Annotated in this window: 23 protein-coding genes, 1 tRNA gene and 1 pseudogene; 13 read left to right on the forward strand and 12 right to left on the reverse strand. The window is 73.7% G+C overall.

Features of this window, described 5'->3' with window-relative positions; all coding sequences use genetic code 11:
- Positions 1-173: 173 nt before the first annotated feature.
- Positions 174-247, forward strand: a tRNA-Thr gene (locus ACN9MM_RS21560).
- Between the two features lie 79 nt (positions 248-326).
- Entirely contained in the window at positions 327-2,420 is a 2,094-nt protein-coding gene (locus tag ACN9MM_RS21565; RefSeq protein ID WP_426365139.1) for a restriction endonuclease, read from the forward strand.
- 113 nt (positions 2,421-2,533) lie between these two features.
- On the opposite strand, the gene ACN9MM_RS21570 is transcribed toward ACN9MM_RS21565, so the two are convergent.
- Positions 2,534-3,922 carry an NAD(P)/FAD-dependent oxidoreductase gene (locus tag ACN9MM_RS21570; protein WP_426365141.1) on the reverse strand — a complete coding sequence of 463 codons (1,389 nt, stop codon included), beginning with the start codon at positions 3,920-3,922 and terminating at the stop codon, positions 2,534-2,536.
- A 133-nt stretch (positions 3,923-4,055) separates the two neighbouring features.
- Here ACN9MM_RS21570 and ACN9MM_RS21575 point away from each other — a divergent pair.
- The 3 genes and pseudogenes from ACN9MM_RS21575 to ACN9MM_RS21585 all read left to right on the forward strand — a co-directional run bounded on the left by ACN9MM_RS21575 (position 4,056) and on the right by ACN9MM_RS21585 (position 5,821).
- Positions 4,056-4,945 (forward strand): annotated as a pseudogene (locus ACN9MM_RS21575) (aminoglycoside phosphotransferase family protein).
- Between the two features lie 54 nt (positions 4,946-4,999).
- Entirely contained in the window at positions 5,000-5,479 is a 480-nt protein-coding gene (locus tag ACN9MM_RS21580; RefSeq protein ID WP_426365143.1) for a GNAT family N-acetyltransferase, read from the forward strand.
- Positions 5,480-5,488: 9 nt separating this feature from the next.
- A complete protein-coding gene (locus tag ACN9MM_RS21585; RefSeq protein ID WP_361392791.1) occupies positions 5,489-5,821 on the forward strand; it encodes a hypothetical protein in 333 nt (110 codons plus the stop codon).
- 12 nt (positions 5,822-5,833) lie between these two features.
- Here the strand turns inward: ACN9MM_RS21585 and ACN9MM_RS21590 are convergent, their stop codons facing one another.
- Together ACN9MM_RS21590 and ACN9MM_RS21595 are read right to left on the reverse strand one after the other, a co-directional pair.
- Positions 5,834-6,838, reverse strand: coding sequence for a zinc-binding dehydrogenase (locus ACN9MM_RS21590; protein WP_426365144.1), 1,005 nt, complete (start codon positions 6,836-6,838; stop codon positions 5,834-5,836).
- A gap of 51 nt (positions 6,839-6,889) precedes the next feature.
- Positions 6,890-8,083, reverse strand: coding sequence for a phytoene desaturase family protein (locus ACN9MM_RS21595; protein WP_426365145.1), 1,194 nt, complete (start codon positions 8,081-8,083; stop codon positions 6,890-6,892).
- Between the two features lie 98 nt (positions 8,084-8,181).
- Between ACN9MM_RS21595 and ACN9MM_RS21600 the strand changes: the two genes are divergently transcribed.
- The gene (locus tag ACN9MM_RS21600; protein WP_426365146.1) at positions 8,182-8,850 is read left to right on the forward strand and encodes a pentapeptide repeat-containing protein; all 669 of its coding nucleotides are present in this window, start codon (positions 8,182-8,184) and stop codon (positions 8,848-8,850) included.
- Positions 8,851-8,928: 78 nt separating this feature from the next.
- Here ACN9MM_RS21600 and ACN9MM_RS21605 read toward each other — a convergent pair whose 3' ends face one another.
- The 3 genes from ACN9MM_RS21605 to ACN9MM_RS21615 are packed head-to-tail and all read right to left on the reverse strand — an operon-like array spanning position 8,929 to position 11,319.
- Complete coding sequence (locus ACN9MM_RS21605) at positions 8,929-9,429, reverse strand: hypothetical protein (protein ID WP_383797101.1); 501 nt, start codon at positions 9,427-9,429, stop codon at positions 8,929-8,931.
- A gap of 13 nt (positions 9,430-9,442) precedes the next feature.
- The gene (locus ACN9MM_RS21610; RefSeq protein ID WP_426368792.1) at positions 9,443-10,147 is read right to left on the reverse strand and encodes a response regulator; all 705 of its coding nucleotides are present in this window, start codon (positions 10,145-10,147) and stop codon (positions 9,443-9,445) included.
- A 5-nt stretch (positions 10,148-10,152) separates the two neighbouring features.
- Positions 10,153-11,319 (reverse strand): sensor histidine kinase, encoded by a 1,167-nt coding sequence (locus ACN9MM_RS21615; protein WP_426365147.1) that lies wholly within the window; start codon positions 11,317-11,319, stop codon positions 10,153-10,155.
- A gap of 132 nt (positions 11,320-11,451) precedes the next feature.
- Between ACN9MM_RS21615 and ACN9MM_RS21620 the strand changes: the two genes are divergently transcribed.
- The 4 genes from ACN9MM_RS21620 (at position 11,452) to ACN9MM_RS21635 (ending at position 16,515) form a co-directional block, all read left to right on the forward strand.
- Positions 11,452-12,426 carry an ABC transporter ATP-binding protein gene (locus ACN9MM_RS21620; RefSeq protein ID WP_426365148.1) on the forward strand — a complete coding sequence of 325 codons (975 nt, stop codon included), beginning with the start codon at positions 11,452-11,454 and terminating at the stop codon, positions 12,424-12,426.
- The gene (locus tag ACN9MM_RS21625) at positions 12,426-13,229 is read left to right on the forward strand and encodes an ABC transporter permease subunit (protein WP_426365150.1); all 804 of its coding nucleotides are present in this window, start codon (positions 12,426-12,428) and stop codon (positions 13,227-13,229) included. The genes ACN9MM_RS21620 and ACN9MM_RS21625 overlap by 1 nt, the downstream gene beginning before the upstream one ends.
- 214 nt (positions 13,230-13,443) lie before the next feature.
- Positions 13,444-15,684 carry a glycoside hydrolase domain-containing protein gene (locus ACN9MM_RS21630; protein ID WP_426365152.1) on the forward strand — a complete coding sequence of 747 codons (2,241 nt, stop codon included), beginning with the start codon at positions 13,444-13,446 and terminating at the stop codon, positions 15,682-15,684.
- A gap of 45 nt (positions 15,685-15,729) precedes the next feature.
- A complete protein-coding gene (locus ACN9MM_RS21635; protein ID WP_426365153.1) occupies positions 15,730-16,515 on the forward strand; it encodes a hypothetical protein in 786 nt (261 codons plus the stop codon).
- A gap of 86 nt (positions 16,516-16,601) precedes the next feature.
- On the opposite strand, the gene ACN9MM_RS21640 is transcribed toward ACN9MM_RS21635, so the two are convergent.
- The 3 genes from ACN9MM_RS21640 to ACN9MM_RS21650 all read right to left on the reverse strand — a co-directional run bounded on the left by ACN9MM_RS21640 (position 16,602) and on the right by ACN9MM_RS21650 (position 19,715).
- A complete protein-coding gene (locus ACN9MM_RS21640; RefSeq protein ID WP_426365154.1) occupies positions 16,602-17,825 on the reverse strand; it encodes an FAD-dependent monooxygenase in 1,224 nt (407 codons plus the stop codon).
- Positions 17,826-17,979: 154 nt separating this feature from the next.
- Entirely contained in the window at positions 17,980-18,600 is a 621-nt protein-coding gene (locus ACN9MM_RS21645; protein WP_015035223.1) for a response regulator, read from the reverse strand.
- Positions 18,600-19,715, reverse strand: coding sequence for a sensor histidine kinase (locus ACN9MM_RS21650; protein ID WP_426368793.1), 1,116 nt, complete (start codon positions 19,713-19,715; stop codon positions 18,600-18,602). Before ACN9MM_RS21650 ends, ACN9MM_RS21645 begins: the two co-directional genes overlap by 1 nt.
- Before the next feature lie 276 nt (positions 19,716-19,991).
- Between ACN9MM_RS21650 and ACN9MM_RS21655 the strand changes: the two genes are divergently transcribed.
- Entirely contained in the window at positions 19,992-20,552 is a 561-nt protein-coding gene (locus tag ACN9MM_RS21655; protein WP_426365155.1) for a GlcG/HbpS family heme-binding protein, read from the forward strand.
- 81 nt (positions 20,553-20,633) lie between these two features.
- Positions 20,634-22,037 carry a M1 family metallopeptidase gene (locus tag ACN9MM_RS21660; protein WP_426365156.1) on the forward strand — a complete coding sequence of 468 codons (1,404 nt, stop codon included), beginning with the start codon at positions 20,634-20,636 and terminating at the stop codon, positions 22,035-22,037.
- Here the strand turns inward: ACN9MM_RS21660 and ACN9MM_RS21665 are convergent.
- Positions 22,034-22,558: a GNAT family N-acetyltransferase gene (locus ACN9MM_RS21665; RefSeq protein WP_426365158.1), complete on the reverse strand. Its 525-nt coding sequence runs from the start codon at positions 22,556-22,558 to the stop codon at positions 22,034-22,036. The two genes, ACN9MM_RS21660 and ACN9MM_RS21665, sit on opposite strands and share 4 nt — an antisense overlap.
- Before the next feature lie 61 nt (positions 22,559-22,619).
- Positions 22,620-23,195 carry a TerD family protein gene (locus tag ACN9MM_RS21670; RefSeq protein WP_073911578.1) on the reverse strand — a complete coding sequence of 192 codons (576 nt, stop codon included), beginning with the start codon at positions 23,193-23,195 and terminating at the stop codon, positions 22,620-22,622.
- Between the two features lie 119 nt (positions 23,196-23,314).
- On the opposite strand from ACN9MM_RS21670, the gene arfB reads away from it, so the two are divergent.
- Positions 23,315-23,752, forward strand: coding sequence for an alternative ribosome rescue aminoacyl-tRNA hydrolase ArfB (gene arfB / locus ACN9MM_RS21675; RefSeq protein WP_426365160.1), 438 nt, complete (start codon positions 23,315-23,317; stop codon positions 23,750-23,752).
- 109 nt (positions 23,753-23,861) lie between these two features.
- Here arfB and ACN9MM_RS21680 read toward each other — a convergent pair whose 3' ends face one another.
- A complete protein-coding gene (locus ACN9MM_RS21680) occupies positions 23,862-24,425 on the reverse strand; it encodes a flavin reductase family protein (RefSeq protein WP_426365161.1) in 564 nt (187 codons plus the stop codon).
- Between the last annotated feature and the right edge of the window lie 225 nt (positions 24,426-24,650).

Genomic DNA, 24,650 nt, shown 5'->3' on the forward strand with positions numbered 1-24,650 from the left:
TCCCTTCACCGGCAGGAACGTGCCGGACGATCCGAGTAAAGGAAGGATGGAGGTCTAGTCCACCGGAGTGGACCGCAAGTGACGCTACCCGCCGGTGCCCGATCTGTCAGCACTCGGGAGCCCGTGAGATTTCCGACCGTCGCCGGGGCCGGGTTGGTTACACTTCACTCGCTGCCGCCTTAGCTCAGTTGGCTAGAGCGCTTGACTTGTAATCTTGAGGTCGTCGGTTCGATTCCGACAGGCGGCTCTGTGACGGAGGGCCCCGGACGCGCGACGCGTCCGGGGCCCTCCGTCGTCACCGGGGAGATCTGGGGAGGGGTGCGCGGATGAGTCGGCGTTCCGGTGGGCTGATCGGAGTGTGGGCCGAGCAGCAGCGGGTGGCGCAGAGGCAGCGGGAGGGACAGCACCAGGCGGTGCTGCGGCAGCAGCGGGACGCCGAGCGGGAGCAACGGGCGTACGAGCGGGACGTCGCCCGGATGCAGCGGGAGCAGCGGGCCGCGTACCGGCAGCAGCGGGACGCCGACGCCCTGCGGCGGACCCAGGAGCTCGACCGGCGGGTCGCCCTGCTCGGGTCGCTGCTCGCGACGGGCTGCCGGGCGCCCGCCTTCGGCGTGGAGTCGCTGCGGCGGGAGGAGGCGATCGAGCCCTTCGCCCCCGGACCGCTGGGGGAGCCCGTCGCCATGCCCGATCAGCGGCTCTACCAGCCGCAGGGGGCGTGGACGGCGTCCGGCAGGGCCCAGGCCGAGCGGGACGCGCGGGCCAGGTTCGAGCACGACTGGTACGCGGCGCAGGCCGCCGAGGCGCGGCGGATCGAGCAACTGGCGGCGTACCGGCGCGCGTACGACGAATGGGCCGCCGGCCGCCGCGCCGAGATACGCGCCCAGAACAGCGGGATCGACGGGACCGTGGCCGCCCTGCGGGACGGGGACGCCGACACCGTCGTCGACTACTTCACCGCCGTGCTCTTCGCGTCGACGGCCTGGCCCGAGGGGTTCCCCCGGGAGGTGTCGGCCGCCTACGACCGGGCCGGGCGGGCGCTCGTACTCGACTGGGACCTGCCCGGGTACGAGGTCGTTCCCGAGGCCAAGGGCGTCAAGTACCTGCCGAGCACCGATCAGGAGAAGGAGGTCCCGCGGCCGGTGACGCAGCGGCGGGCGCTGTACCGGGACGTGCTGGCGCAGAGCGTGCTGCTCGCGGTCCGGGAGCTGTTCGCCGCCGACCGGTTCGGGGCGCTCGACGGGGTGGCGCTCAACGGGTACGTCGGCGGCGTCGATCCCGCCACCGGGCTCGCCTCCCGCGTGTGCGTGGCGTCCGTCGTGGTGGAGCGGCCGGCGTTCGACCGGCTGAACCTGGAGCTCGTGGCGGCCGTCGAGTGCCTGACCGGGGCGCTGGCCGGACGGCTCTCGGCCAGGCCGGACGAGCGGACGGCGGTGGTGCCGCTGCGGGAGCCGGGGCAGGTGGGGTCCGACGTGGTGGTGCAGGGGGACGGGGAGGAGCCCGATCTGCTCGCCATGGACCCGATCGTCTTCGAGGGACTGGTGGCCGAGCTGTTCCGGGCGCGGGGGCTCCAGGCGGTGACCACGCAGCGGTCGGGTGACGGCGGGGTCGACGTCCAGGCGCTCGACCCCGACCCGATCAGCGGCGGGTCGATCGTGGTGCAGGTCAAGCGGTACCGGAACACGGTGCCGCCGAGCGCGGTGCGGGATCTGTTCGGGACCGTGCAGGACAAGGGCGCCAACAAGGGCGTGCTCGTCACCACCTCGAAGTTCGGGCCCGGTTCGTACACCTTCGCCAACGGCAAGCCGCTGACGCTGATCCCGGGGACCGAGCTGGTGGACCTGCTGCACCAGCACGGCCTGCGGGGCCGGCTGGGCGGGCCCGCCCGGGAGACGGCGCCCGCGCCCGTCCCCGTCTCCGCGCCGGCCGAGGCGTCCGAGGACTTCAACCTGCTCGGGATGGTGTGGTCGGGGTCCGCCGCCCTGGACGTCTGCGCGCTCGTCTGCGCCGGGAACCGGGTCCTCGGCGACGAGTGGTTCGTCTTCTTCAACAACCCCTCGACGCCGGACGGTTCGGTGGCCATGGTGGCGGCGGCGCCCGGTGACCGCGCCGCCGTGCGGGTCGGGTTCGACGCGCTGCCCGCCCGGGCCGACCGGCTGGTCCTGGTGGCGGCCGTGGACCCGGAGGTGAACCCCGACGCGGACCTGGGGGGCTTCACGGAGGCCGGGATCAGGCTGCGGGACGACGCGGGCGCCGAGCTCGACCGCCTTGAGGTGTCCGACGGGCGGCCGGGGGAGACGGCGCTGGTCCTCGGTTCGTTCCGGCGGAGGGCCGGCGGGGACTGGGACTTCGTGCTCGGCGGGAAGGGGTACGGGGGCGGTCTGGAGGAGCTGGTGGGGGACTTCGGCATCGAGGTGGAGTAGGGGAGGCGGGCGGGGGCTCCCGTGGCCCCCGCCCGCCCCGCGTCCGCGCGGCCCCCGCCCGCCCCCCGGGTCCGCCCCGCCCGGCCCCCGCGTCCGCCCCGCCCGCGCTTCGCTCAGCGGCCGCTCAGGCGGTTCGCCAGGGTCGCCACGCGGTCCGTGTCCGCCGAGTGGCCGGTGGCCTCGCGGCGGTCGGCGCCCCGGAAGGCGGCGTACATGGTCTGGACGCCGAGCCAGCGCAGCGGCTCCGGCTCCCACTTGCGGACCTTGTGGTTCACCCAGGGCAGGGCCGTCAGGTCCGTCGGGCCCGACTGGCCGGAGTCCTGCTGGATCAGGTCGCGCAGGGTGCGGGCGGCGAGGTTCGCGGTGGCGACGCCGGAGCCGACATAGCCGCCGGCCCAGCCCAGGCCGGTGGAGCGGTCCAGGGTGACGGTGGCGCACCAGTCGCGGGGGACGCCGAGGACGCCGGACCAGGCGTGGTCGATCCGTACGCCCGCCAGCTGCGGGAAGAAGCGGACCAGGATCTCGCGGAGCGCCTCGACGGTCTGCGGCTGGGTGCGGCCGTCGTTGTCGGTCTTCGACCCGAAGCGGTACGGGACGCCCCGGCCGCCCAGCGCGATGCGGCCGTCGGCGGTGCGCTGGGCGTACATGTAGGCGTGGGCCATGTCGCCGAGGGTCTCGCGGCCGTTCCAGCCGAGGGACTCCCACTGGGCGTCGGTGAGGGGCGCGGTGGCGATCATCGAGGAGTTCATGGGGAGCCAGGTGCGGCGCTGCCCGGCGAGGGAGGCGGTGAAGCCCTCGGTGCAGCGCAGGACGTACGGGGCGCGGACGGTGCCGTACGGGGTGATCGCGTGCTTGGGCCGGATCTCGGTGACGGGGGTCGACTCGTGGACGGTGACGCCGAGGGCCTCCACGGCGTCCGCGAGGCCCTGGACGAGCTTCAGGGGGTGCAGGCGGGCGCCGTGCGGGGTCCAGGAGGAGCCGACGGCCCCGGCGACGCGGACGCGCTCGGCGGTCTCGCGGGCCCCGTACAGCTCGCGGTCGGTCTCGCCGAAGGCGAGCTCGGCGGCGTGGAAGGCCTTGAGGCGGGCGAGCTGGGCGGGGGAGAGGGCGACCTCCAGGACGCCGCCGCGGTGCTGGTCGGCGTCGATCTTCTCGGTCTCGCAGACGTCGAGGACCTCGGTGACGGTGGCGTTCATGGCCTGCTGGAGGCGGACGGCGGCCTCGTGGCCGTGGAGCTTCGCGTAGCGGTCGCGTCCCGCGATGCCGTTGTAGAGCCAGCCGCCGTTGCGTCCGGAGGCGCCGTAGCCGCAGAACTTGGCTTCGAGGACGGTGATGTTGAGGAAGGGGACGGCCTTCTTCAGGTAGTAGGCGGTCCACAGGCCGGTGTAGCCGCCGCCGACGATGCAGACGTCGGCGGTCGTGTCGCCGGGGAGCGGTTCGCGGGGCGCGGGGGCGCCCTCCTGCGCGTACCAGAACGATATGCCGCCGTTGACCGTGCTCATGTGTACCCCTGGATTCCGGATGCGTGGGCGGGACGTTACCGGTGGCCTCGGCTTCCTGGATACAGCTCCTTCCGCGGACCCGCGCGCCGGATTCCCGGAGGCGCCGCGCGCCGCGGATGCCTAGGGTCGTCGGGTGATTCACGTACCGGAGGAACTGGCCACGTCGCAGGCGAAGTACAACGGTGAGGCGGGGCGGGCGTTCGTCGCCGGGCTGCCCGGGCGTGCCGAGGAGTTCCTCGGCCGGTGGGGGCTGCGGGTCACCGGGCCCTCGATGTACGGGGTGGCGTCGCTGGTGCTGCCCGTGGTGCGGGACGCGGACGGTACGCCCGCCGCCCTGAAGATGCAGCTCCTCGACGAGGAGTATCGGAGGGCGAGCCCGTCGGCCTGCGCGTCTGGGACGGGGCGGGCGCGGTCCGGCTCCTCGACCACGACGAAGCGACCGGGACGATGCTCCTGGAGCGCCTCGACGAGGCCCGGCCGCTGTCCACGGTCGCGGACACCCGCGAGGCGCTCGGGATCGTCAGGGACCTGCTCGCCCGGCTCGTCGCCGTCCCCGCGCCGGCGGGGCTGCGGACGCTCGCGGACATCGCGGCGGGGATGCTCGCCGACGTCCCGGAGGCGGCGGCGCGGCTCGGCGCGGACGACGCGGCGGTCCTGCGGGACTGCGCGGCGGCCGTACGGGAGGTGGCGGGCGAGCCGGGCGACCGGCTGCTCCACTGGGACCTGCACTTCGGGAACGTCCTGGCGGCCGACCGGGAACCCTGGCTGGCGATCGACCCGAAGCCGCTCGCCGGGGACCCGGGCTTCGACCTGCTGCCGGCCCTGATGGACCGCTTCGACCCGGACCGGCTCCTGTGGCGGTTCGACCTGCTCGCCGAGGTCGTCGGGGACCGGCGGCGCGCCGTGGCCTGGACGCTGGGGCGGGTCCTGCAGAACGGGCTCTGGGACGTCGAGGACGGAGAACCGGGCCTCGACCCCGAACAGGTCGCCGCCGCGCGGATCCTGCTGGCGGGAAGGGCCTGATCCGGGCGGGATCCTGGTGGCGGGAAGGGCCCGATCCGGGGCAGGGTGGGCCCCATGATCCGTACAGCCACGCCTGCCGACGTCCCCGTCATCCACGCCCTGATCCGTGACCTCGCGGAGTACGAGAAGGCCCTCGACGAGGTCCGCGCGACCCCCGGGCAGCTCCACGAGGCCCTGTTCGGCGAGCGTCCCGCCGCCTACGCGCACATCGCCGAGACGGAGTCGGGCGAGCCGGTGGGCTTCGCGCTCTGGTTCCTGAACTTCTCGACCTGGCGCGGTGTCCACGGCATCTACCTGGAGGACCTGTACGTCCGTCCGGAGGCCCGTGGCGGCGGCCACGGCAAGGCCCTGCTGCGCGAACTGGCCCGGATCTGCGTCGCGCGCGGCTACGAGCGCCTGGAGTGGTCGGTCCTGAACTGGAACAAGCCCTCGATCGACTTCTACGAGTCCCTGGGCGCCCGCCCGCAGGACGAGTGGGCGGTGTACCGGCTGACGGACGGGGCCCTGGCGGAGCTCGGCGGGGCGACGGTGTAGGAAAGGGGCATGGATGACATCGAGCAGCGGTTCCAGCGGATCACCGGTTTCATCGAGGCACGGCTGACGCCGCTCTTCGACCCCGCCAACGGGAGCGACCACGGATTCGGCATGGACGACACGTCGCGGGCACTGCGGGCCCTGCGCTACACCGTGCAGGCCGCGTCGGCGGTGAACGGGCTCGTGGAGAAGCGGGAGACTGCGCCGGAGCTGCGCCAGGTCGTCGACCAGGCGCTGGAGCACAACTGGGACGTGCTGCGCTCCGCCGCCCGCATGTGGGAGGACCACCCGGACTTCCTGAAGGAGTTCAAGGCGCACTCCTGGGACGTCCTCGGGGTGTGACCCGCCGATCCCTCACGGGATGAGCACCACCTTGCCCGTCGTGCCCCGGTTCTCCAGGGCGCGGTGGGCCTGCGCCGCCTCCGCGAGCGGGAAGCGGTGGACCGCCGGGCGGAGGGCGCCGGTGGCCGCCGCGTCGAGGGCGGCGAGTTCGAGCGTACGGATGTCGCCGCCCGCCTTCCGGATCATGACGGGGCCGAGGACGGACTCCGAGGTGATGCCGCGCTCGGTGAGTTCCGCCGGGGAGAAGGTGAGCGGTTCGCCGTCGTGGACTCCGGCGCCGGACCAGCCGAAGACCAGGTGCTGTCCGCCCTTGCCGAGCAGGTCGACGGCGGCGCGTCCGGTGTCGCCGCCGACCGAGTCGAAGACGACGGTGGCGCTGCGGCCGAGCGTCTCCAGGTAGGCGCGGACCTTCTCCGGCCAGTCGGGCCGCTTGTAGTCGACGGCCAGATCGGCGCCGTTGGCCTCGACGAGGGCGGTCTTCGCGGGGCCGCCGGCCAGGCCGACGACCGTGGCGCCGGCGTTCTTGGCGTACTGCACGAGCAGGGTGCCGATGCCGCCGGCGGCGGCCGGGACGATCGCGACCGAGTCGGGCCCGAGCTCGGCGAACCCCAGGATGCCCAGGGCCGTGCGGCCGGTGCCGATCATGGCGACGGCCTCCGCCTCGCCGAGGTGGTCGGGCAGGGCGTGGAGGCGTGCGGCGTCGGTGACGGCGAGCTCGGCGTAGCCGCCGGGGTTCATGCCGAGGTGGGCGACGACCCGCCGCCCGAGCCAGGCCGGGTCGGTGCCCTCGCCGAGGGCGTCCACGGTGCCGGCGACCTCGCGGCCCGGGATCGTGGGGAGTGCGGTGGGCGCGGGGAAGGGGCCCGTGGCGCCCTCCCGGAGCGCGGTGTCGAGGAGGTGCACGCCGGCCGCCGCGACCTTGACGCGGACCTGGCCGGGGCCCGGCACGGGGTCGGGGGTCTCCTCGTACGTGAGGTTCTCGGCGGGACCGAAGGCGTGGAGGCGGATGGCGTGCATGACGTTTCCCCTGTCGTCGTACGGGTGGGCTCGCGGCTCCACCCTCCGACCTCAAGCATGCTTGAGGTCAAGGCCGTGCTTGTGGTGGCGCTCCAGGAGGTCCGCGCGCAGGGCCAGCGACACCGCCTCGACCGCGCTCGTGAACGACACCTCCGACAGCACGCCCGGCGCCGCCACCTGGTCGCCCACCAGATACACCCCGTCGCCCCGGTCGACGGCCGGCCGGTCGCGCCACGTGGTGCCGGGGCGGTCCACCGCGCCCGTACGGCCCTGGGAGACGGACTCCCGCCGCCACACCGTCCGCTCGCGCCAGCCGGGGAAGCCGAGGTCCAGCAGCCGCTCGGCGTGGGCGACGCCGTCCGCCTTCGACGCGCCCGGGCCGATCGGCAGCTGCGCCTGGATCAGCTGCTGCCCGGCCGGGGCGAGCGAGCGGTCCTGGGCCGTGAACCGCTCGACCCAGCCCGGCGCGTCCAGGTCGGAGACCACGAACGCTTCGCCCTTCCGGGTGCGCAGCGCCAGGTCGAGCAGGACCGTACGGCCGCTCTCCCAGGCCAGCGACGGCTCGCCGAGGAGCCGGGCGGCGGCGGGAAGCGCGGTCGCGACGATCACCGGGCCGCCGTCGAGCGGCAGTTCGTCGACACGGGACGAGGTCTGGATCCGCACCCCCAGGTCCCAGGCGCGCGCGGCCATCCGGTCGATGAGCTGCCCCCAGCCGCCCCGGACGAAGTGCGCCTCGGGCGGCAGGGAGGCGGCCCGGTGCAGCCGCTCCTGCACGAAACGGGCGGAGAGGGAGCCGGGGTCGTGGTGGAAGAGCGCCACCCCGCTGTACGCGGCGGCCACGCGCGCGGTGCGCTCGCCCGCGAGCCCGGTGACCCAGGTGCGGAAGTCGAGGTCCACGGGGGCCGCCTCGGCGGGACGGCGGGCCTGGCGGAGCAGACCGAGCGGCGGGGTGCGGCGCAGGGCGCCGTCGAGGTGGAAGCGGAAGCGGAGGGCCTCGGAGGGCGGCAGCGGGGCGAGGCTCTCCGGCGCGAGGAGGCCGCGCTGCCTGAGCCAGGTCCAGTGCGGGCCGCCGCTGTAGAGCGCGTGCGGGCCCTCGTTGGTGCGGTACGGGCCCTCGGCGGTACGGCCCCGGCCCCCGAGGGTCCGGTGCGCCTCGTGGAGGGTCACCGAGGTGCCGGCCTCGGCGGCCGTGATGGCGGCGGTCAGTCCGGCGAAGCCGCCGCCGATGATCGTGAGCTTCCGCATGTCCGTCTCCCTCGTGTCGGTCTCGTACGGGGGACGGGGGCCGGGCCCGCGAATGTGACACGGGGAGCGTTGTCAGTGGCGTACATCACGATGGGGTCATGGCGACACAGCGCAAGAACAAGGTGGCGAGGGCACGTCGGCCGGAGATCCGGCTGCCTTCCCTGGAGGCGTACGGGGGCGGGCTCGAACCCGACGGGGACTACGACGGCCTCGAACTGGCCGGGCTCGACCTGGCGGGCCAGTCGGGCGAGGGGGCCCGGTTCCTCGACTGCGCGCTGCGGGAGTGCGGGCTCGACGGCGCGCGGCTGACGGCGGCGCGGTTCCTCGACTCGGTCCTGACGGGGGTACGGGGCGTGGGCACCGAGCTGGGCGGGGCGCAGCTGCGGGACGTGGAGGTCGTGGAGGCGCGGCTCGGCGGGGCGCAGCTGCACGGGGCGGTCCTGGAGAGAGTCGTCTTCCGGGGCGGCAAGAGCGACTACCTGAACCTGCGGGAGGCGAAGCTGAAGGACGTCGTCTTCGAGGGCTGCGTGCTGAGCGAGCCGGACTTCGGGGGCGCGGTCCTGGAGCGGGTCGAGTTCGTGGACTGCGTGCTCACGGGGGTGGACCTCACGGGGGCGCGGCTCAAGGACGTGGACCTGCGGGGGGTGGCGCGCCTGGAGATCACCCGGGGCGTGGAGTCCCTGTCGGGCGCGGTGATCTCCTCCACCCAACTCCTGGACCTGGCGCCGGTGCTGGCGGCGCGCCTGGGGGTGCGGGTGGAGGACTGATCCCGCCGCGCCGGGGTGGACCCGCGCCCGCGGCCCCGACGGAGGGCCCCGCTGCCGTGTGGGCCCACGACGAGGCGGCTACTTCACGCGGGGGAAGCGGGACTGGAGGGTCCAGATGGTGGGGTTGTCGGCCAGGCCCTCGTGCATGTCCGTGAGGTCCGCGATCAGGTCGTGCAGGAAGTCCCGCGCCTCACGCCGCAGCTCCGCGTGGTTGAACGTGACCGGCGGTTCGTCGCCCGGCATCCAGTCGGCCTCGACGTCCACCCACCCGAAGCGCCGCTCGAAGAGCATCCGGTCCGTGGACTCGGTGAAGTCGAGCTCCGCGTACTGCGGCTGCGCGGCCCGGCTGCCGCGCGGGTCCCGGTCGAGCTGCTCGACGATGTCGCACAGCGCCCACGCGAAGTCGAGCACCGGCACCCATCCCCAGGCTGTGGACACCTCGCGGTCCGCCTCGGTGTCCGCGAGGTACACGTCGCCGCAGAACAGGTCGTGACGCAGCGCGTGGACGTCCGCGCGCCGGTAGTCGGTCTGCGGCGGGTCGGGGAAGCGACGGGAGAGGGAGTAGCCGATGTCGAGCACGGGACCGATGGTGTCACGGGACCAGCCCCGCCTCGTACGCGAGGATCACCAGCTGCACCCGGTCGCGGGCGTCCAGCTTGGAGAAGAGCCGCGCCACGTGCGCCTTGGCGGTGGCCGCGCTGATGTGGAGCCGCTCCGCGATCTCGCCGTTCGACAGGCCCCGCCCGACGAGGGTGAGGACCTCCCGCTCGCGCTCGGTGACCCCGTCGAGCCCGCGGGAGGGCTCCCGGGACGGCCGGCGCTCGGGCTCGGGCCGCGCCGCGAACTCCTCGATCAGCCGGCGGGTCACGCCCGGCGCGATCAGGGCGTCGCCGGCGGCCACCACCCGGATCGCGGCGAGGATGTCGTCGACGGCCATGTCCTTGACGAGGAAGCCGCTCGCACCGGAGCGGAGCGCCCCGTACACGTACGCGTCGTCGTCGAACGTGGTGAGGACGAGGACCCGCGGCGCGCCGGGGCCGGCCGTGACGATCCGGGTGGCCTCGATGCCGTCCATGCCGGGCATCCGGACGTCCATCACCACCACGTCGGGTCCGAGGTCCCGGGCCAGCGCGACCGCCTCCGTGCCGGTGCCCGCCTCGCCGGCGACCTCGATGTCGGGGGTGTCGGCCATGAGGACGCGCAGACCGGCCCGGACGAGGGGCTGGTCGTCGACGAGCAGGACGCGGATCGGCGGGTTCACAGGGTTCACGGGGTTCACGGGGTTCACGGGGTTCACGGGGTTCACGGGGTGGAGGCTCCTTCGGGCAGCGGCAGCAGCGCCGTCACGTGGAAGCCGCCCCCGGGGCGCGGCCCCGCGGAGAGGCTTCCGCCGAGGAGCGCGGCGCGCTCGCGCATCCCGACGAGACCGTAGCCGCCCCCGGGTTCCGCACCGGGCGCGCCCCTGCCGTCGTCGGCGATCTCGACGAGCAGGGTGTCGGTGCGCCGTTCCACCGTCACCCGGCAGGTGGGGGTGGCGGCGTGGCGGACGACGTTGGTGAGGGACTCCTGGACGATCCGGTACGCGGCGAGGTCGACCTCCGGCGGGAGCGTGCCGTCGGGGTTGCCGAGGTGCCGCACCTCGACCCGTACCCCCGCGTCCGCCGTGGACGCGGCGAGCCGTTCCAGGTCGGCGAGACCGGGCGCCGGGTCGCGCGGTGCGGGGCGGCCGTCGGCGGCGGCGCCGCGCAGCGCGCCCAGGGTGCGGCGCAGGCCGGCGAGGGTCTCCCGGCTGGTGGTCTCGATGGTGGCGAGCGCGTTGCGGGCCTCGGCGGGCTGGGTCTCGATGACCCGGCGGCCGACGCCCGCCTGGATGGCGATGACGCCGATGCTGTGCGCGACGACGTCGTGCAGCTCGCGGGCGATCCGGAGCCGTTCCGCGGCGACGGCCTCGGCGGTGGTCGCGGCGCGCAGTTCCGCCGTGTGGTCGCGCCGTTCGCGTACGGACCGGCCGAGGAGCCCGGCGGTGAGCAGCGCGAGCGCGAGGGCCACGACGGTGCTGACGAAGACGTCCTGTCCGGAGGTGGTGTACGTCGCGGCGGCGATCTGCACGGCGAGCGCCCCGAGGGCGGTCGGCACCAGGACCCGGAGCGGGCGCTGGACGGCGATCCGGCCGACGACGGCGTCGGCGGCGAGCACCGGCAGGTAGAGGAGTGCGGCGTCGGGGCGGGTGGTCGCGGCCGCGAGCAGCCCGGCGAGCAGCGGTACGAGCGCGGCGAGCGGGTGGCGGCGCGCGAGGGGCAGGACGAGGCCCACGGAGACGGCGGTGAGGAAGAGCCGCAGTTCGGTGGAGCGGTAGGGGCCGGTGCGTACGGCGGCGAGGAGCAGGAAGGGGTGCGCGACGGCCGCGCCCCGGGCGAGGGCCGCCGGTATCCGTCCGCTGGACGGCTGGTCGGCGGGGGTGGCGGGCATGACGGTGATCGTAGGCGGGGGCGCCGGCCGGGGCATCGGCCCGGGGGCGTACGCCCCCGGGCCACCCCGGCGGCCCGGTTGTGGCCGCCGGGCCGATGTGCCGGGGGGTGCTGGGCCGCGACCGTGGGCCGCATGATCGAAGTCCATGAACTGACGAAGCGGTACGGCCTCCGGGGCCGGCCCGCCCGCATCCGTCCCACCCGTCGGAACCCCGCCCCCAGCAGCCCCGCCGAAGGCTCCCGTCCCGCCGTGGACCGGCTCAGTTTCGAGGTGCGGCCCGGTCGGGTCACCGGGTTCCTCGGGCCCAACGGGGCCGGGAAGTCGACGACCCTGCGGATGATCCTCGGCCTGAACGCGCCGACGTCCGGGACCGCCACCGTCGGCGGGCGGCCCTTCCGGGAGCTGTCGCGCGGGCTGCGGGACGTCGGCGCGCTGCTCGACGCGCACGACGTGCACGGTGGCCGGACCGCCGGGGCCCATCTCGCGGCCCTGGCCCGTACGAACGGAATCCCGCGCCGCCGGGCCACCGAGGTCCTGGAGGAGGTCGGCCTCGCGGGCGCCGCCGGGCGGCGGATCGGCGGCTACTCGCTCGGCATGAGGCAGCGCCTGGGGATCGCCGCCGCGCTGCTCGGCGATCCTCCCGTGCTGCTCTTCGACGAGCCGGTCAACGGCCTCGACCCGGAGGGCGTGCTGTGGGCGCGGGGCCTGTTCCGGCGGCTCGCCGCCGAGGGCCGCACCGTGTTCGTCTCCAGCCATCTGATGGGCGAGATGGAGCACACCGCCGACGACCTCGTCGTCATCGGCCGCGGCCGGCTCGTCGCGGCCGAGAGCACGACGGCGTTCGCCGCGCGCGGCACCCGCCGGAGCGTGACCGTGCGGACGGCCGACCCGGCCGACGCCCCGGCCCTCGCCGAGGTCCTGGCCGCCGAGGGCGCGGCCGTACGGCGGGAAGGGGACGGGACCCTCGCCGTCACCGGTGCGGACGCGGACCGGATCGGCGTCCTCGCCTTCCGGCACGGCGTCCCGCTCGCCGGACTGACCGCGCACGCCTCCTCCCTCGAAGAGGCGTTCATGGAGCTCACCGCCGACAGTGTGGAGTACCGCTGATGCCCGCCCGATTCCGTGATCTCCTCGCCGCCGAGTGGATGAAGCTGTGGTCGCTCCGCTCCACGCCCTGGGCCTTCGCCGCCGGCGCGGTCGCCGTGCTCGCGGTGAACCTCGACGCGGCCCTCGCCGACTACCGCAACTACCCGCACTATGCGGACGGCATCAAGGAGCTGTTCGTGCCGATCTGGGCGATGCGCGACGCGTTCACGCTCGGCGGGGCCATGGTGTTCACGCTCGCCACCGGCTCCATCGGCGCGCTGATGATCGTCGGCGAGTACGGCTCGGGTCAGATCCGTACGACGTTCGCGGCCGTCCCGGCCCGCCGGGCCGTCGTCGCGGCGAAGACGCTCGTCCTCGCCGCGGTGATGCTGGTGTACGGGACGCTGGTCGCCGGGGTCTCGTTCGCCGCCACGCAGGGCGTGCTCGACGGCCGGGGCGTCGGCATGGCGCTCGGCGACGAGGGCGCGGTGCGGGCCGTCGCCGCGTCGGCGCTCCTCGCGCCGGTGTGCGCTCTCGCGGGCTTCGGGCTCGGGGCGCTGCTGCGGCACGCGGCGACGACGATCGTCTCCCTGACCGGGGTGCTGCTCCTGCTGCCGGCGCTGATGAACGACCGGAACCGCTGGGGTGCGACGTTTCTGCACGCCCTGCCGCAGGGCGCGTGGAAGCGGCTCACGGAGGTGGGGGTGTCGCCGGTGCCGGTGGAGTATCCGTGGACCGCCGGCGGGGCGTGGACGGTGTACACGGCGTGGGCGGTGGGCGCGGTGGCGGTGGCCTTCCTCGCCGTGCACCGGCGTGACGTGTGAGCACCGACGTGCGAACCGACGTGTGAACGCCGCCGTGTGAGCCCCGACGTGCGCACACCGGGGACAGTTCCGCGTGGTGACGGCGGGTCGTCTCCTCTTCCGGCCCGGTGTACCGGGGACGTCCCGGGACGGCCGGGACGGGGGTGCGGCGGTGCACGGAGCCTACGTTCGAGAGGTCCCCCGTGCTTTCCGCACCCTTGGAGCAAGGAGTCCGATGGCCGACGAAATGGTGCTGCGCGCCCAGCGATTCATCAACCTCACCTACGCGAACGGGTCGATGCTCGGCATCTCGAAGGTGGAGGAGGACGGCCGCACGGGGTGGGGCATCATGTACGCCCTCACGCGCGCCCTGCAGTACGAGATGGGCATCACGACGCTGTCCAACAGCTTCGGCCCGACGACGCTGTCCACGCTGCAGACGAAGTACGCCCAGCTCGACGAGACGACGGTCCCCTCGGCGAACTTCTGCCGGGTCCTCCAGTCCGCGCTGTACTGCAAGGGCTACGACGGCGGTGACATCGACGGCACGTACAACTCCCGCGTGAAGGCCGCGGTGGCGAAGCTGAAGGACCAGATGGGCGTCGCGTACGCCTTCCCCGGCACCTCGCTCCAGCCGAAGGTCGTCAAGGGCCTGTTCAACATGGACGCGTACGTGAGCGTCAACAACGGCACCGACAGCGTCCGCGCGATCCAGCGCTGGCTGAACGGCCAGTACGTCCAGCGCAAGGACTTCTTCATCATCCCGTGCGACGGCCACCACTCGCGTGACGTCGCCAAGTCGATGCTGTTCGCCATCCAGTACGAGCTGGGCATGGCCGACGGCACCGCGAACGGCGCGTTCGGGCCCGGCACCCAGGCCGGTCTGAAGAACCACACCGTGTCGGTCGGCTCGTCCGGCGTGTGGGTGCAGCTGTTCACCGCGGCGATGGAGCTCAACCGCCGCTACACCGGCTTCACCAGCACGTTCACCGAGTCCACGGCCGTGAGTGTCCGCTCGTTCCAGGAGTTCATGGAGCTGGACATGACCGGCCAGGGCGACTTCCGGACCTGGGCCTCGCTCCTCGTCTCGTACGGCGACCAGACCCGCCAGGGCACGGCCTGCGACGGCGTCACGAAGATCACCCCGGCCCGCGCGCAGGCGCTGAAGAACGCCGGCTACAAGTACATCGGCCGCTACCTCTACAACGCGTCCACCACCTCCCTGCCGGAGAAGGAGATCCAGCCGGGCGAGCTGGAGACCATCCAGGCGTACGGGCTGCGCTGCTTCCCGATCTACCAGACGTGGGCGCGCTCGGTCGACTACTACAGCCCCGAGCAGGGCCAGTCCGACTGCATGACCGCCGCGTACAAGGCGCAGGAGCACGGCTTCAAGAACGGCTCCCGGATCTACTTCGCCGTCGACTACGACGCCATGGACGACGAGGTCACCGCGAAGATCCTGCCGTACTTCAAGAGCATCCGGGACACCATGACCCGGCTCGGAAGCCCGTACAAGATCGGTATCTACGGCCCCCGGAACGTCTGCTCCCGCGTGGTCGAGAAGGACCACGCGGACTCCTGCTTCGTGTCCGACATGTCGTCCGGCTTCTCCGGCAACCTCGGCTACCCGATGCCGGACAAGTGGGCCTTCGACCAGATCGTCACCAAGACGGTCGGCTCCGGGGACGGCCTCATCGAGATCGACAACAACATTGCCACCGGCTGGGACACCGGTCAGGGCGAGTTCCTGCCCCGCCCCTCGCTGAAGCAGGACATCGGCTTCAGCCTGACGTACTGGGACGCGCTCCTCAACGAGATCACGTCCTACATGGAGTCGATCGGCCGGCCCGGCGGCGAGCGGATCTACACGCTCCAGAAGTGTCTGGAGACGATCATCATGCACGACGCGACGCTCAGCTCCTCGGCGCGCGCCTTCCGCATGCGCAAGGCCCTCCTCCAGACGACGGCCTTCTGGGAGTTCGCCCACTACAGCCTCAAGGACCTCACAGAGGACGCCGGCGTCACCGCCTACCACACGGGTGCGGTGCCGGACTGGGCAAAGGACCTGCCCTACGTCGAAAGGCTCGTCGACAGCAGCACCGGTGTCGCCAAGATGTCCGGACGCACCTGCATCCTGGCCCGCAACAACGCGATCAACTCCGGGCTTCTGGAGGGCGAGCTCATGAACTCCGCCAGCGACGCCGACCGCTGGACGATGTGGCAGAAGGTCAACCAGGACAACGCGTTCAACCTGAGCAACGTCGTCTACCTGCACATCTGGGGGGCGGACGGCAAGCACGGCGACGATGAGGAGCCCGCGATTCGCCGTCCCGCGCTCGACTACACCGAGACGGAGAGCTACGAGATCCTCCGCCGCTACCAGGGCTCTGTGGAGCCGGCGTTCAGTGACGCGCGGCTGCGGATGCCGCTCTACGCGATCTTCGAGAAGTACAACCGGATCATCCGTGAGTCCTGACCCGGACGTCACCGCCCCCGCCCGCACGGTAGAAAGGACGACCCGTTGAACCCCTCCTCCGACGTCACCCGCCGGCGCGCCCTTGTCGGCGCCGCCGGCGTCACGGCCGCCGTGAGCCTCACCTCAGGCGGATTCCTCGCCACCCCGGCCGCCGCCGCCCCGGTCCCCACGGCCCCCGCCGCGTCGGCCCAGCCCGCCCGGAACGACGCGCTGAAGGAGGCGCTGCGCCGCGCGCGGGAACGCAACCGTCTCATCTTCACCGGCCGCCCGTCCGCCAACGGCTGGGAGATGCAGAAGCTCGCCGACGCCGACGGCGGCGACATCGCCACCCGTTCCGTGCCCGGCACCGGCCTGAGCGTCGCCGTCCGCACGGGCGACGTCGAGGCGGTCCTCGTCCATGTGGTCCGCCGCTTCCACTACGAGGTCGAGGACCTCGGCGGTCGCCCCGGCGAACCGCGGCCGCTCGAAGGCTGGGTGGCGCCCGGCACCGTCCGGGACAGCCGGCTGCCCGAGTCGAACCAGGCCTCCGGCACCGCCGTCGTCATCCGCCCCGGCTCCTACCCGCCGGGCGTACGGGGCGGGTTCACGGCCCGTCAGCAGGAGGTCGTCCGCGACATCCTCGCCGAGACCGAGGGGCTCGTCCGCTGGGGCGGCGACGACGACCGCCCGTACGAGGGGCTCTTCCACCTCGCCGTACGGCCGGGCGACGCCCGCCTGGCGCGGGTCGCGGACCGGCTGCGGGCCTGGGGCGAGACCCCGGGCCTCGGTGCCGGGACGCTCCCCGACGTGACGGAGCCGGCCCGCCGGCGCAGGGCCGCCCGCTACCGCTGACGGACCGGGTGCACGGCCGCCCCTGGACGGGGGTCAGCGGCGGCCGTGCACGGACGTGGGTGTGCGTGGCCGTGCGCGGACGGGGGTCAGCGGCGGCCGTGCACCGCACGGGCGACCCGGGGCCCGAGCCAGCGCTTGAGCCGCCGCAGTGCCTCCAACTGCTCGGCGGCCCGGTCGATCCGGTAGTACAGCTGCGGCGGGACGTGCGGCAGCAGCGGCGAGTGGCGCTGCCCGAGGAGCGCGAACATCTTCGCCGGCTCCAGGCTCATGTAGCGCGGCAGGTTCTCGTACCACTGGGCGCTGTAGCGGGCGGCGCTCTGCGCGGAGACCAGCTCGGCGCGGCGGCGCTTCCCGTACGCGGTGAGGGCGGCGTCCAGACCGCCGGGGTGGCTCAGTGCGCCGGGGGCGCCCAGGGCGTCCGCGAGGGCGAGCGCGTCCTCCAGGGCCAGGGTGGTGCCCGCGCCGATCGAGTAGTGCGTGGTGTGGGCGGCGTCGCCGAGCAGGACGAGGTTGCCGCGGTGCCAGACCCGGTTGGTCAGCGTGCGGAACGTCAGCCACTGGGCGGCGTCGTCGGCCCGGTCGCGGCCGATGAGTTCGTGCCCGTCGAGGAGGTCGTGGAAGAGCTTCTCCAGCAGGTTCAGGCTGTCCGCCTCGCCGCGCGTGTCGAGCCCGAGGCCGGTCCACGTCTCCGGGGAGCACTCGACGACACAGGTGGAGCGCTCGCCGCTGAACCCGTACGCGTAGCACCAGATCCAGCCGTGCTCGGTCTCCTTGAACGCGAAGCTGAAGGAGTCGAAGACCTTGGTGGTGCCGAGCCAGATGTACGGGTTGCGGCCACCGGCGACCTCGCTGCCGAAGTGCCCGGCGTGCGCCTCGCGCAGCACGCTGTTGACGCCGTCGGCGGCGACGACCAGGTCCTGGCCCGCCAGCTCGGGCGCGTCCGGGCCGGCGATGTCGTGCTCGAACTCCACCCGTACACCGAGCTCCCCGGCCCGGTCGGCGAGCAGCGCGAGCATCCGCCGCCGTCCGATGCCGAAGCCCGCGTCGCCCCGGTGGACGGTCCGCTCGTCGCGCACGATGGCGACCCCGTCGGTCCAGGTGACGGAGGCCTCGGCGACGGCGGCCGCGGACTCGGGGTCGCCCGCGCGCAGCTTGTCGAGGAGCCCGGCCCAGTAGGTGACGCCCCAGCCGTACGTGGAGCCCTCGGGGTTCCGCTCGTACACGGTGATCTCGTGGGACGGATCCTGCCGCTTCAGCAGGATCGAGAGGTAGAGGCCGGCGGGGCCGCCGCCGACGATCGCGAGCTTCACGTGCGCTCCCACTGAGACATGACACCGTGCGGTCGAGTGACGACGCACGGTAGCAGTGGGGGCGGTGTGACACCGGGGAACGGCACCCCGGACCAGCCCAACGGATGAAGGCGGCGTACGGACCGGGTGGCGGGCGGACCGGGAAGGCGCCGGCCTACGGCAGCAGGCGGCGCTCCTTCGCCACCGCGACCGCGCCCGCGCGGGTGTCGACGCCGAGCTTGGCGTAGATCCGGCCCAGGTGCGTCTTCACCGTCGCCTCGCTGATGAACAGCGCCCGCGCGATCTCCCGGTTGCCCAGGCCCCGCCCCAGCTGCCCGAGGATGTCCCGCTCCCGGTCGGTGAGGCTCGGCCCGGCGGCCCCGCGCATACGGTCCATGACCCGGCTGGCGACCGGCGGGGAGAGGGCCGTGCGGCCCTGAGCGGCGGAGTGGATCGCGGCGAAGAGCTCCTCGGGCCGCTCGGCCTTCAGGAGGTAGCCGGTGGCGCCCGCCTCGATCGCCCGCGTGATGTCCGCGTCCGTGTCGTAGGTGGTGAGGACCAGGACGTGGACGCCGGTCGGCGCGATCCGCCGGGTCGCCTCCACGCCGTCGATGCCCGCGCCGAGCTGGAGGTCCATGAGGACGACGTCCGGCTTCAGCTTCGCGGCCATCGCGACGGCCTCCTCGCCGCTGCCCGCCTCGCCCACCACCTCGATGTCGGGGGTGCTGCCGAGCAGCGCGAGCAGGCCCGCGCGGACGACGACGTGGTCGTCGCAGAGGAGGATCCGTACGGACATCAGGACTCCAGGGAGAGCGGGATCGCGGCGGAGAGCACCGTGCCCTCGCCCGGGGTGGACTCGACCGTCAGGGTGCCACCGAGCTGCTGGGCGCGCACCCGCATCGCGGGCAGCCCGTGCCCGCGCTCGGCCTGCTCGCGCGCGAGCGCCGGGTCGAAGCCGCGGCCGTCGTCGGCGATGTCCAGGACCACCTGGTCGTCGAGGTAGGTGAGGGTGAGCGCGGCGGAGTCGGCGCCGGCGTGCTCGCGGATGTTCGCGAGGGCGCCCTGCGCGATCCGCAGGAGCGCCGCCTGGACGCGGTCGGGCAGCGGCACCGCGATCCCGTCGACCCGGAAGGCCGCCGACTCGCGGGCGGCGAGGCCGCGCAGGGCCTCCTCAAGGCCGCCGCCCCCGGCCAGGTCGGCGGGGGCGAGGTCCTGCACGAAGCGGCGGGCCTCGGCGAGGTTCCGCTCGGCGATGGACTCGGCGGTACGGACGTGACGGCGGGCGGTGCCCGGGTCGCTGTCCCAGGTGCGGTCGGCGGCCTGGAGCAGCATCTGCTGGCTGGACAGGCCCTGCGCCAGGGTGTCGTGGATCTCCATGGACAGTCGCTGGCGCTCCGCGAGGGTGCCCTCGCGGCGCTCGATCGCGGCGAGTTCGCGCCGGGTGCGGATGAGGTCGTCGATCAGCGCCCGCTGGCGGGCGGCCTGCCGGTCCGCGTACACGAAGACGCCGGTGGCGAGGGCGGCGACGGCCGGCGGGGCGACGATCAGGTTCGGGTCCCAGCCGCCGTGCGAGAGCTGGACCTGCGCGAAGACCACGAAGGCGGTGAGCAGGGCGACGAGGCCGAGGGCGGCGCGCGGCGGGAGCGTGCGCAGGCCCGTGTAGAAGAGCGGCACCGCGCACCAGGCGAAGCTGGGCGCGAGGACGACGAGGACGACCCAGACGGCGACGACCGTGCCCAGCCAGGCGATCCGGCGGGGGGTGGCGCGGGTGCCGAGCACCGGCCCGAGCAGGTAGAGGGAGGCGAGCGCACCGGTCAGGGCGATGATCCAGGGGCTGCGGGCCTCCCAGTCGTGCCGCAGCAGGAAGCGGGCGAGGGAGGCGCCGAGCAGCAGGAAGAACGCGATGTGCATGACCCGCGCGAGCCAGCGGGCGTCCGGGTCGTGCTCCGTGGGCCGGGTCACCGTGCCGCCTCCCTGCCTTCCTGACCTGGGTGTACGTGTCCATGGTGGCCCGGAGGGACCAGCCGGGCATCAGCCGATCGGCTGACAGTCCCGTCGTCCGGTGTGCGCGCGGAGGGCAGCCGGACCGTGGACCGTCCGGCGCCGGTTCCGGCCGGAGGATCGATGCAGAGCGAAGGAACGCACCGCTCGAAGGCTTCCCCCTCCTCACCTCTTACGGAGTCAGTCATGAAGAAGATCCTCCTCGGCGCCACCGCCGCCGCTGTCGTCGCCGCCGGTACCTTCGGCGTGGTCTCCGCGAACGCCGCCGCCCCGGCCGCCGCTCCCGCCGCCGCCCCGGCCGCCGCTCCCGCCGCCGTCATGGCCGACGCGGACAACGGCAACACCACGACGTCGACGCACCTGACGATCGAGGCCGCCACGAAGGCCGCGCAGGCGACCCTGGACGCCGCCGAGAAGGAGAACCAGCGCGTCTCCGTCGCGGTCGTCGACCGCAACGGCAACACCCTCGTCACCCTGCGCGGCGACGGCGCGGGCCCGCAGTCCTACGAGTCGGCCGAGAAGAAGGCGTACACCGCCGTCTCCTGGAACGCCCCGACCTCCGTCCTCGCCGGCCGCCTGGCCAACGCGCCGACCCTGAAGGACATCCCCGGCACCCTCTTCCTCGCCGGCGGCGCCCCCGTCACCGCCAAGGGCGCCCCGATCGCCGGCATCGGCGTCGCCGGCGCCCCCTCCGGCGACCTCGACGAGAAGTTCGCCCAGGCCGGCGTCGCCTCCCTCGCGAAGTAACGCCCCCAGCTGGTGGTGGCGCCCGGATCCCCCGCCGGGCGCCACCACCTTTTTTCGTTTTTGACCTTTTAAGATCGGTACGTGTCACCACGCAGCCGGACCGGAGCCCTCGCCCTCACCGCGGCCCTCACCGCCCTCGGCCTGCTCGCGGGCGGCTGCTCCGACGCCGGCGGAGGCGTCCGCGGCACCCCCGGCGCCGCGGGCCTGCGCGACCCCCTCTTCCCGAAGCTCGGCAACGGCGGGTACGACGTCGGCCACTACGGCCTGACCCTCGCCTACGACCCCGCCACCGGCCGCCTCGACGGCACCGCCGAGATCACCGCCCGCGCCACCCAGGACCTCAGCGCCTTCAACCTCGACCTCGCCGGCCTCACCGTCGGCGGCGCCACCGTCGACGGCGCCCCCGCCGCGTACAACCGGGCCGGGAACGAGCTCACCCTCCGCCCCCACGAGGACATCCGCGAGGGCCGGGAGTTCCGCGCCACCGTCACCTACAGCGGCGTCCCCGAGCCGCTCACCGACGCCGACGGCTCCAAGGAGGGCTGGCTGCGCACCGCCGGCGGGGCGGTCGCGGTCGGCGAACCCGCCGGCTCCATGACCTGGTTCCCCGGCAACCACCACCCCTCCGACAAGGCCTCCTACGACATCACGCTCACCGTCCCCGCCGGACTCGAAGCCCTCTCCAACGGCGTCAGGACCGCACGGCGGACCGAGGCCGACGGGCACGTCACCACCGTCTGGCACACGGCCGAGCCGATGGCCGGCTACCTCGCGACGGTCGCGATCGGCCGGTACCGGACGGGGACGGCGACCGCCCTCGGCTCCGTGCCCGTCCTCACCGCCGCCGAGGCCCCCGTCGCGGCGGCCGGCGCCGCCCTGCGGGCCGAGATCCCCGAGCTCCTCGCCCGCCAGGTGAAGCGCTTCGGCCCGTACCCCTTCTCCGCCGCCGGGGCGATCGTCACCTTGGACGGGACCCTCGGCTACGCCCTGGAGACCCAGACCCGGCCCATCTTCCCGGCCGGCTCCTTCGACCGCGCGACCCTCGTCCACGAGCAGGCCCACCAGTGGTACGGCGACTCCGTCACGCCCGCGAGCTGGCGGGACATCTGGCTGAACGAAGGCTTCGCGACCTACGCGGAGTGGCTGTACTCGGAGGAGTACGAGCACGTCCCGGCGAGCACCCACTTCGCGCGGGCCTTCGCCCAGGACGCCAACTGGGCCTTCCCGCCCGCCGCCCCGCCCGCCGCCGAGAACCTCTTCGACCCGCCCGTGTACCAGCGGGGCGCGATGGTCCTGCACAAGCTGCGGGAGGCGGTCGGCGACCGCGTCTTCGACGAGATCCTGCGCGGCTGGCCCGCGAAGTACCGCCACGCCAACGCCACCACGGACGACTTCACGGCCTACGCGGAGAGCGTGTCGGGCCGCGACCTCGGCGCGCTGTGGGACGTCTGGCTGTACGGCGACGAGAAGCCGGCCAAACCCTAGACCAGGCTCTTGCGCATCACGACGCACGCCCGGCCGTGCGCGAGGTCCGGGCGGCGGGCCGTCTCCTCGTAGCCCAGCGCGGTCCAGAAGGCCAGCGCCTTCGGGTTGTTCTCCAGGACGGCGAGCCGCAGCCCCGTGCGGCCCGCGGCGCGGAAGCGGTCCTCGACGTACGCGGCGAGCCGGCGCCCGTGGCCCGCGCGCCGCTCGTCCGCGTGGACCATCAGCAGCCCGAGCCACGGATCGGGATCGGCCGGGTCGGGGTGGCGGCCCAGGGTGACGGCGACGGCGACGAGCCGGCCCCCGGAGCGGGCGAGGAGGACCTCGGCGGTCGGCTGCGCGAGCTCCTCGGCGAGCGCCGCCGCGACCTGCTCGGGCCGGATGTCGGACGGGTCCGGGAAGTCACCGCTGAGCTGCTGGAACTCCTCGTTCGAGGCATAGAGGGCGGTGAGCTCGGTGAGCAGCGCGCCGGGGAGGGCGGCGCCGTCCTCCAGGGCCTTGGGGGCGAGGGTCTCGACGATCACGCGCACAGAGTAGAGCCCCGGCCGGGGATTCCCGGCCGGGGCTCTACGGGCACGCGACGGGTCAGAGGTTGACGCCGAAGTCGCGGGCGATGCCCTCCAGGCCCGAGGCGTAGCCCTGGCCCACGGCGCGGAACTTCCACTCGGCGCCGTTGCGGTACAGCTCGCCGAAGACCATGGCGGTCTCGACGGCCGCGTCCTCGGAGAGGTCGTAGCGGGCGAGCTCGGCGCCGCCGGCCTGGTTCACGATGCGGATGTACGCGTTGCGCACCTGGCCGAAGTTCTGCGAGCGGGACACCGCGTCGTAGATGGAGACCGGGAAGACGATCTTGTCGACGTTCGGCGGGAGGGCCGCGAGGTTGACGTTGATCTGCTCGTCGTCGCCGCCGCCCTCGCCGGTGCGGTTGTCACCGGTGTGCACGATGGTCTGGTCCGGCGTCGACTTGTTGTTGAAGAAGACGAAGTGGGCGTCCGAGGCGACCTTCCCTGCGGCGTCCACGCCGATCGCCGAGGCGTCGAGGTCGAAGTCGGTGCCGGTGGTGGTGCGGACGTCCCAGCCGAGGCCCACGGTGACGGCGGCGAGGCCCGGGGCCTCCTTGGTCAGGGAGACGTTGCCGCCCTTGGACAGGCTCACAGCCATGGAAAGTCCCTTTCGTCGTGATGTCGTCGCTCGCCTGGAGAAACGCTCTGCGGTCGCCGCCGGTTCCCGCCCGCGGCCGCGGGAAAACAGGATGACTCTTACGGCCCCCTGCGGGGAACATGGAGGGCATGTCCGGTCCCCATCTCATCCGCGGCTCCGTCTCCCTGCCCGAGGCCGAGCTCCAGTGGCGTTTCTCGCGGTCGTCGGGACCGGGCGGTCAGCACGTGAACACCAGCGACTCGCAGGTGGAGCTCCGCTTCGACCTCGCGGCCACCGACGCGCTCCCCGAGGTGTGGAAGGCCCGCGCCCTGGAGCGCCTCGCCTCCCGCCTCGTCAACGGCGTCGTGACGGTCCGCGCCTCGGAGCACCGCTCCCAGTGGCGCAACCGCGAGACGGCGGCGGTCCGCCTGGCCGCCCTCCTCGCCGAGGCGACGGCCCCGCCCCCGAAGCCCCGCAGGGCGACGAAGATCCCCCGCGGCATCAACGAACGCCGCCTCCGCGAGAAGAAGCAACGCTCGGAGACCAAGCGCACCCGCCAGTCCCGCGACTGGGGCTAGAGCGGAGCCCAGGAGCGTGCCGGGTGGTGGACGCCGCCCCCGGGGCGGAGTCGGTGAGCCGGCTCCATGCCGCCCTCCGGCGCGTCCCTCCCGTCCCCACGGACCGCGGTCACGACAGCCGGCGGTACTTCCCCTGGAAGTACGTCAGGGGGCCGTCGTCGTGCGAGGGCAGGCCGACCGTCAGGACCCGGCCCACCACCAGGGTGTGGTCGCCGGCCACGACGCGGCTCTCCGTGCGGCACTCCAGGACCGACAGCGCGCCGGCCATCAGCGGGGCGCCGCTCTCCTCGCCGCGGGTGTACGGCAGGTCGGCGAAGAGGAGCCGGTCACTGACCCGGTTCTTCATGGCGAAGCGCCCGGCGACGTGCCGCTGGTCCTCCGAGAGGACCGACACCGCCCAGACCGGGACGTCGGTGAGCAGGTCGTCCATGCGGGAGCCGTTGCGGAGGCTGACGAGGACCAGGGGCGGGTCCAGGGAGACCGACATGAAGGCGGTGGCCGTCATGCCGACGTCCTCGCCGCGCGGGCCGTCGTCGGGGTCGTGCGCGGTCACCAGGACCACGCCCGCCGCGAGGCGGGACATCGCCGCCCGGAACTCGTCGTTGCTCACCCCCTCAGCATGAGGGATGGCCAGATCGGTCACGGGGGGCGAGGCGGGCGTCTTCTGCAGCACACCCGCACGCTAGCCCCGGGCCTCCGCGGCCCGCATCGGGCCGGGGGACCAGCACGGCACGGTCGGCGGACCTAGGACCGGCGTCCCCGTGAGGGTTCGTGCGACCCGCGATGACCTGCTGTGACTTGAGTCACACGGGGCAGTATTTGCTGACCCTGTGTACCGGGGGCGCAGCTCGCTGTGATTCAGTGGCGGTGACAGTGCAACACGAAGCCGATGAGAACC

It is taken from the genome of Streptomyces sp. E-08 (genome assembly GCF_049913095.1).
Taxonomy (GTDB): domain Bacteria; phylum Actinomycetota; class Actinomycetes; order Streptomycetales; family Streptomycetaceae; genus Streptomyces.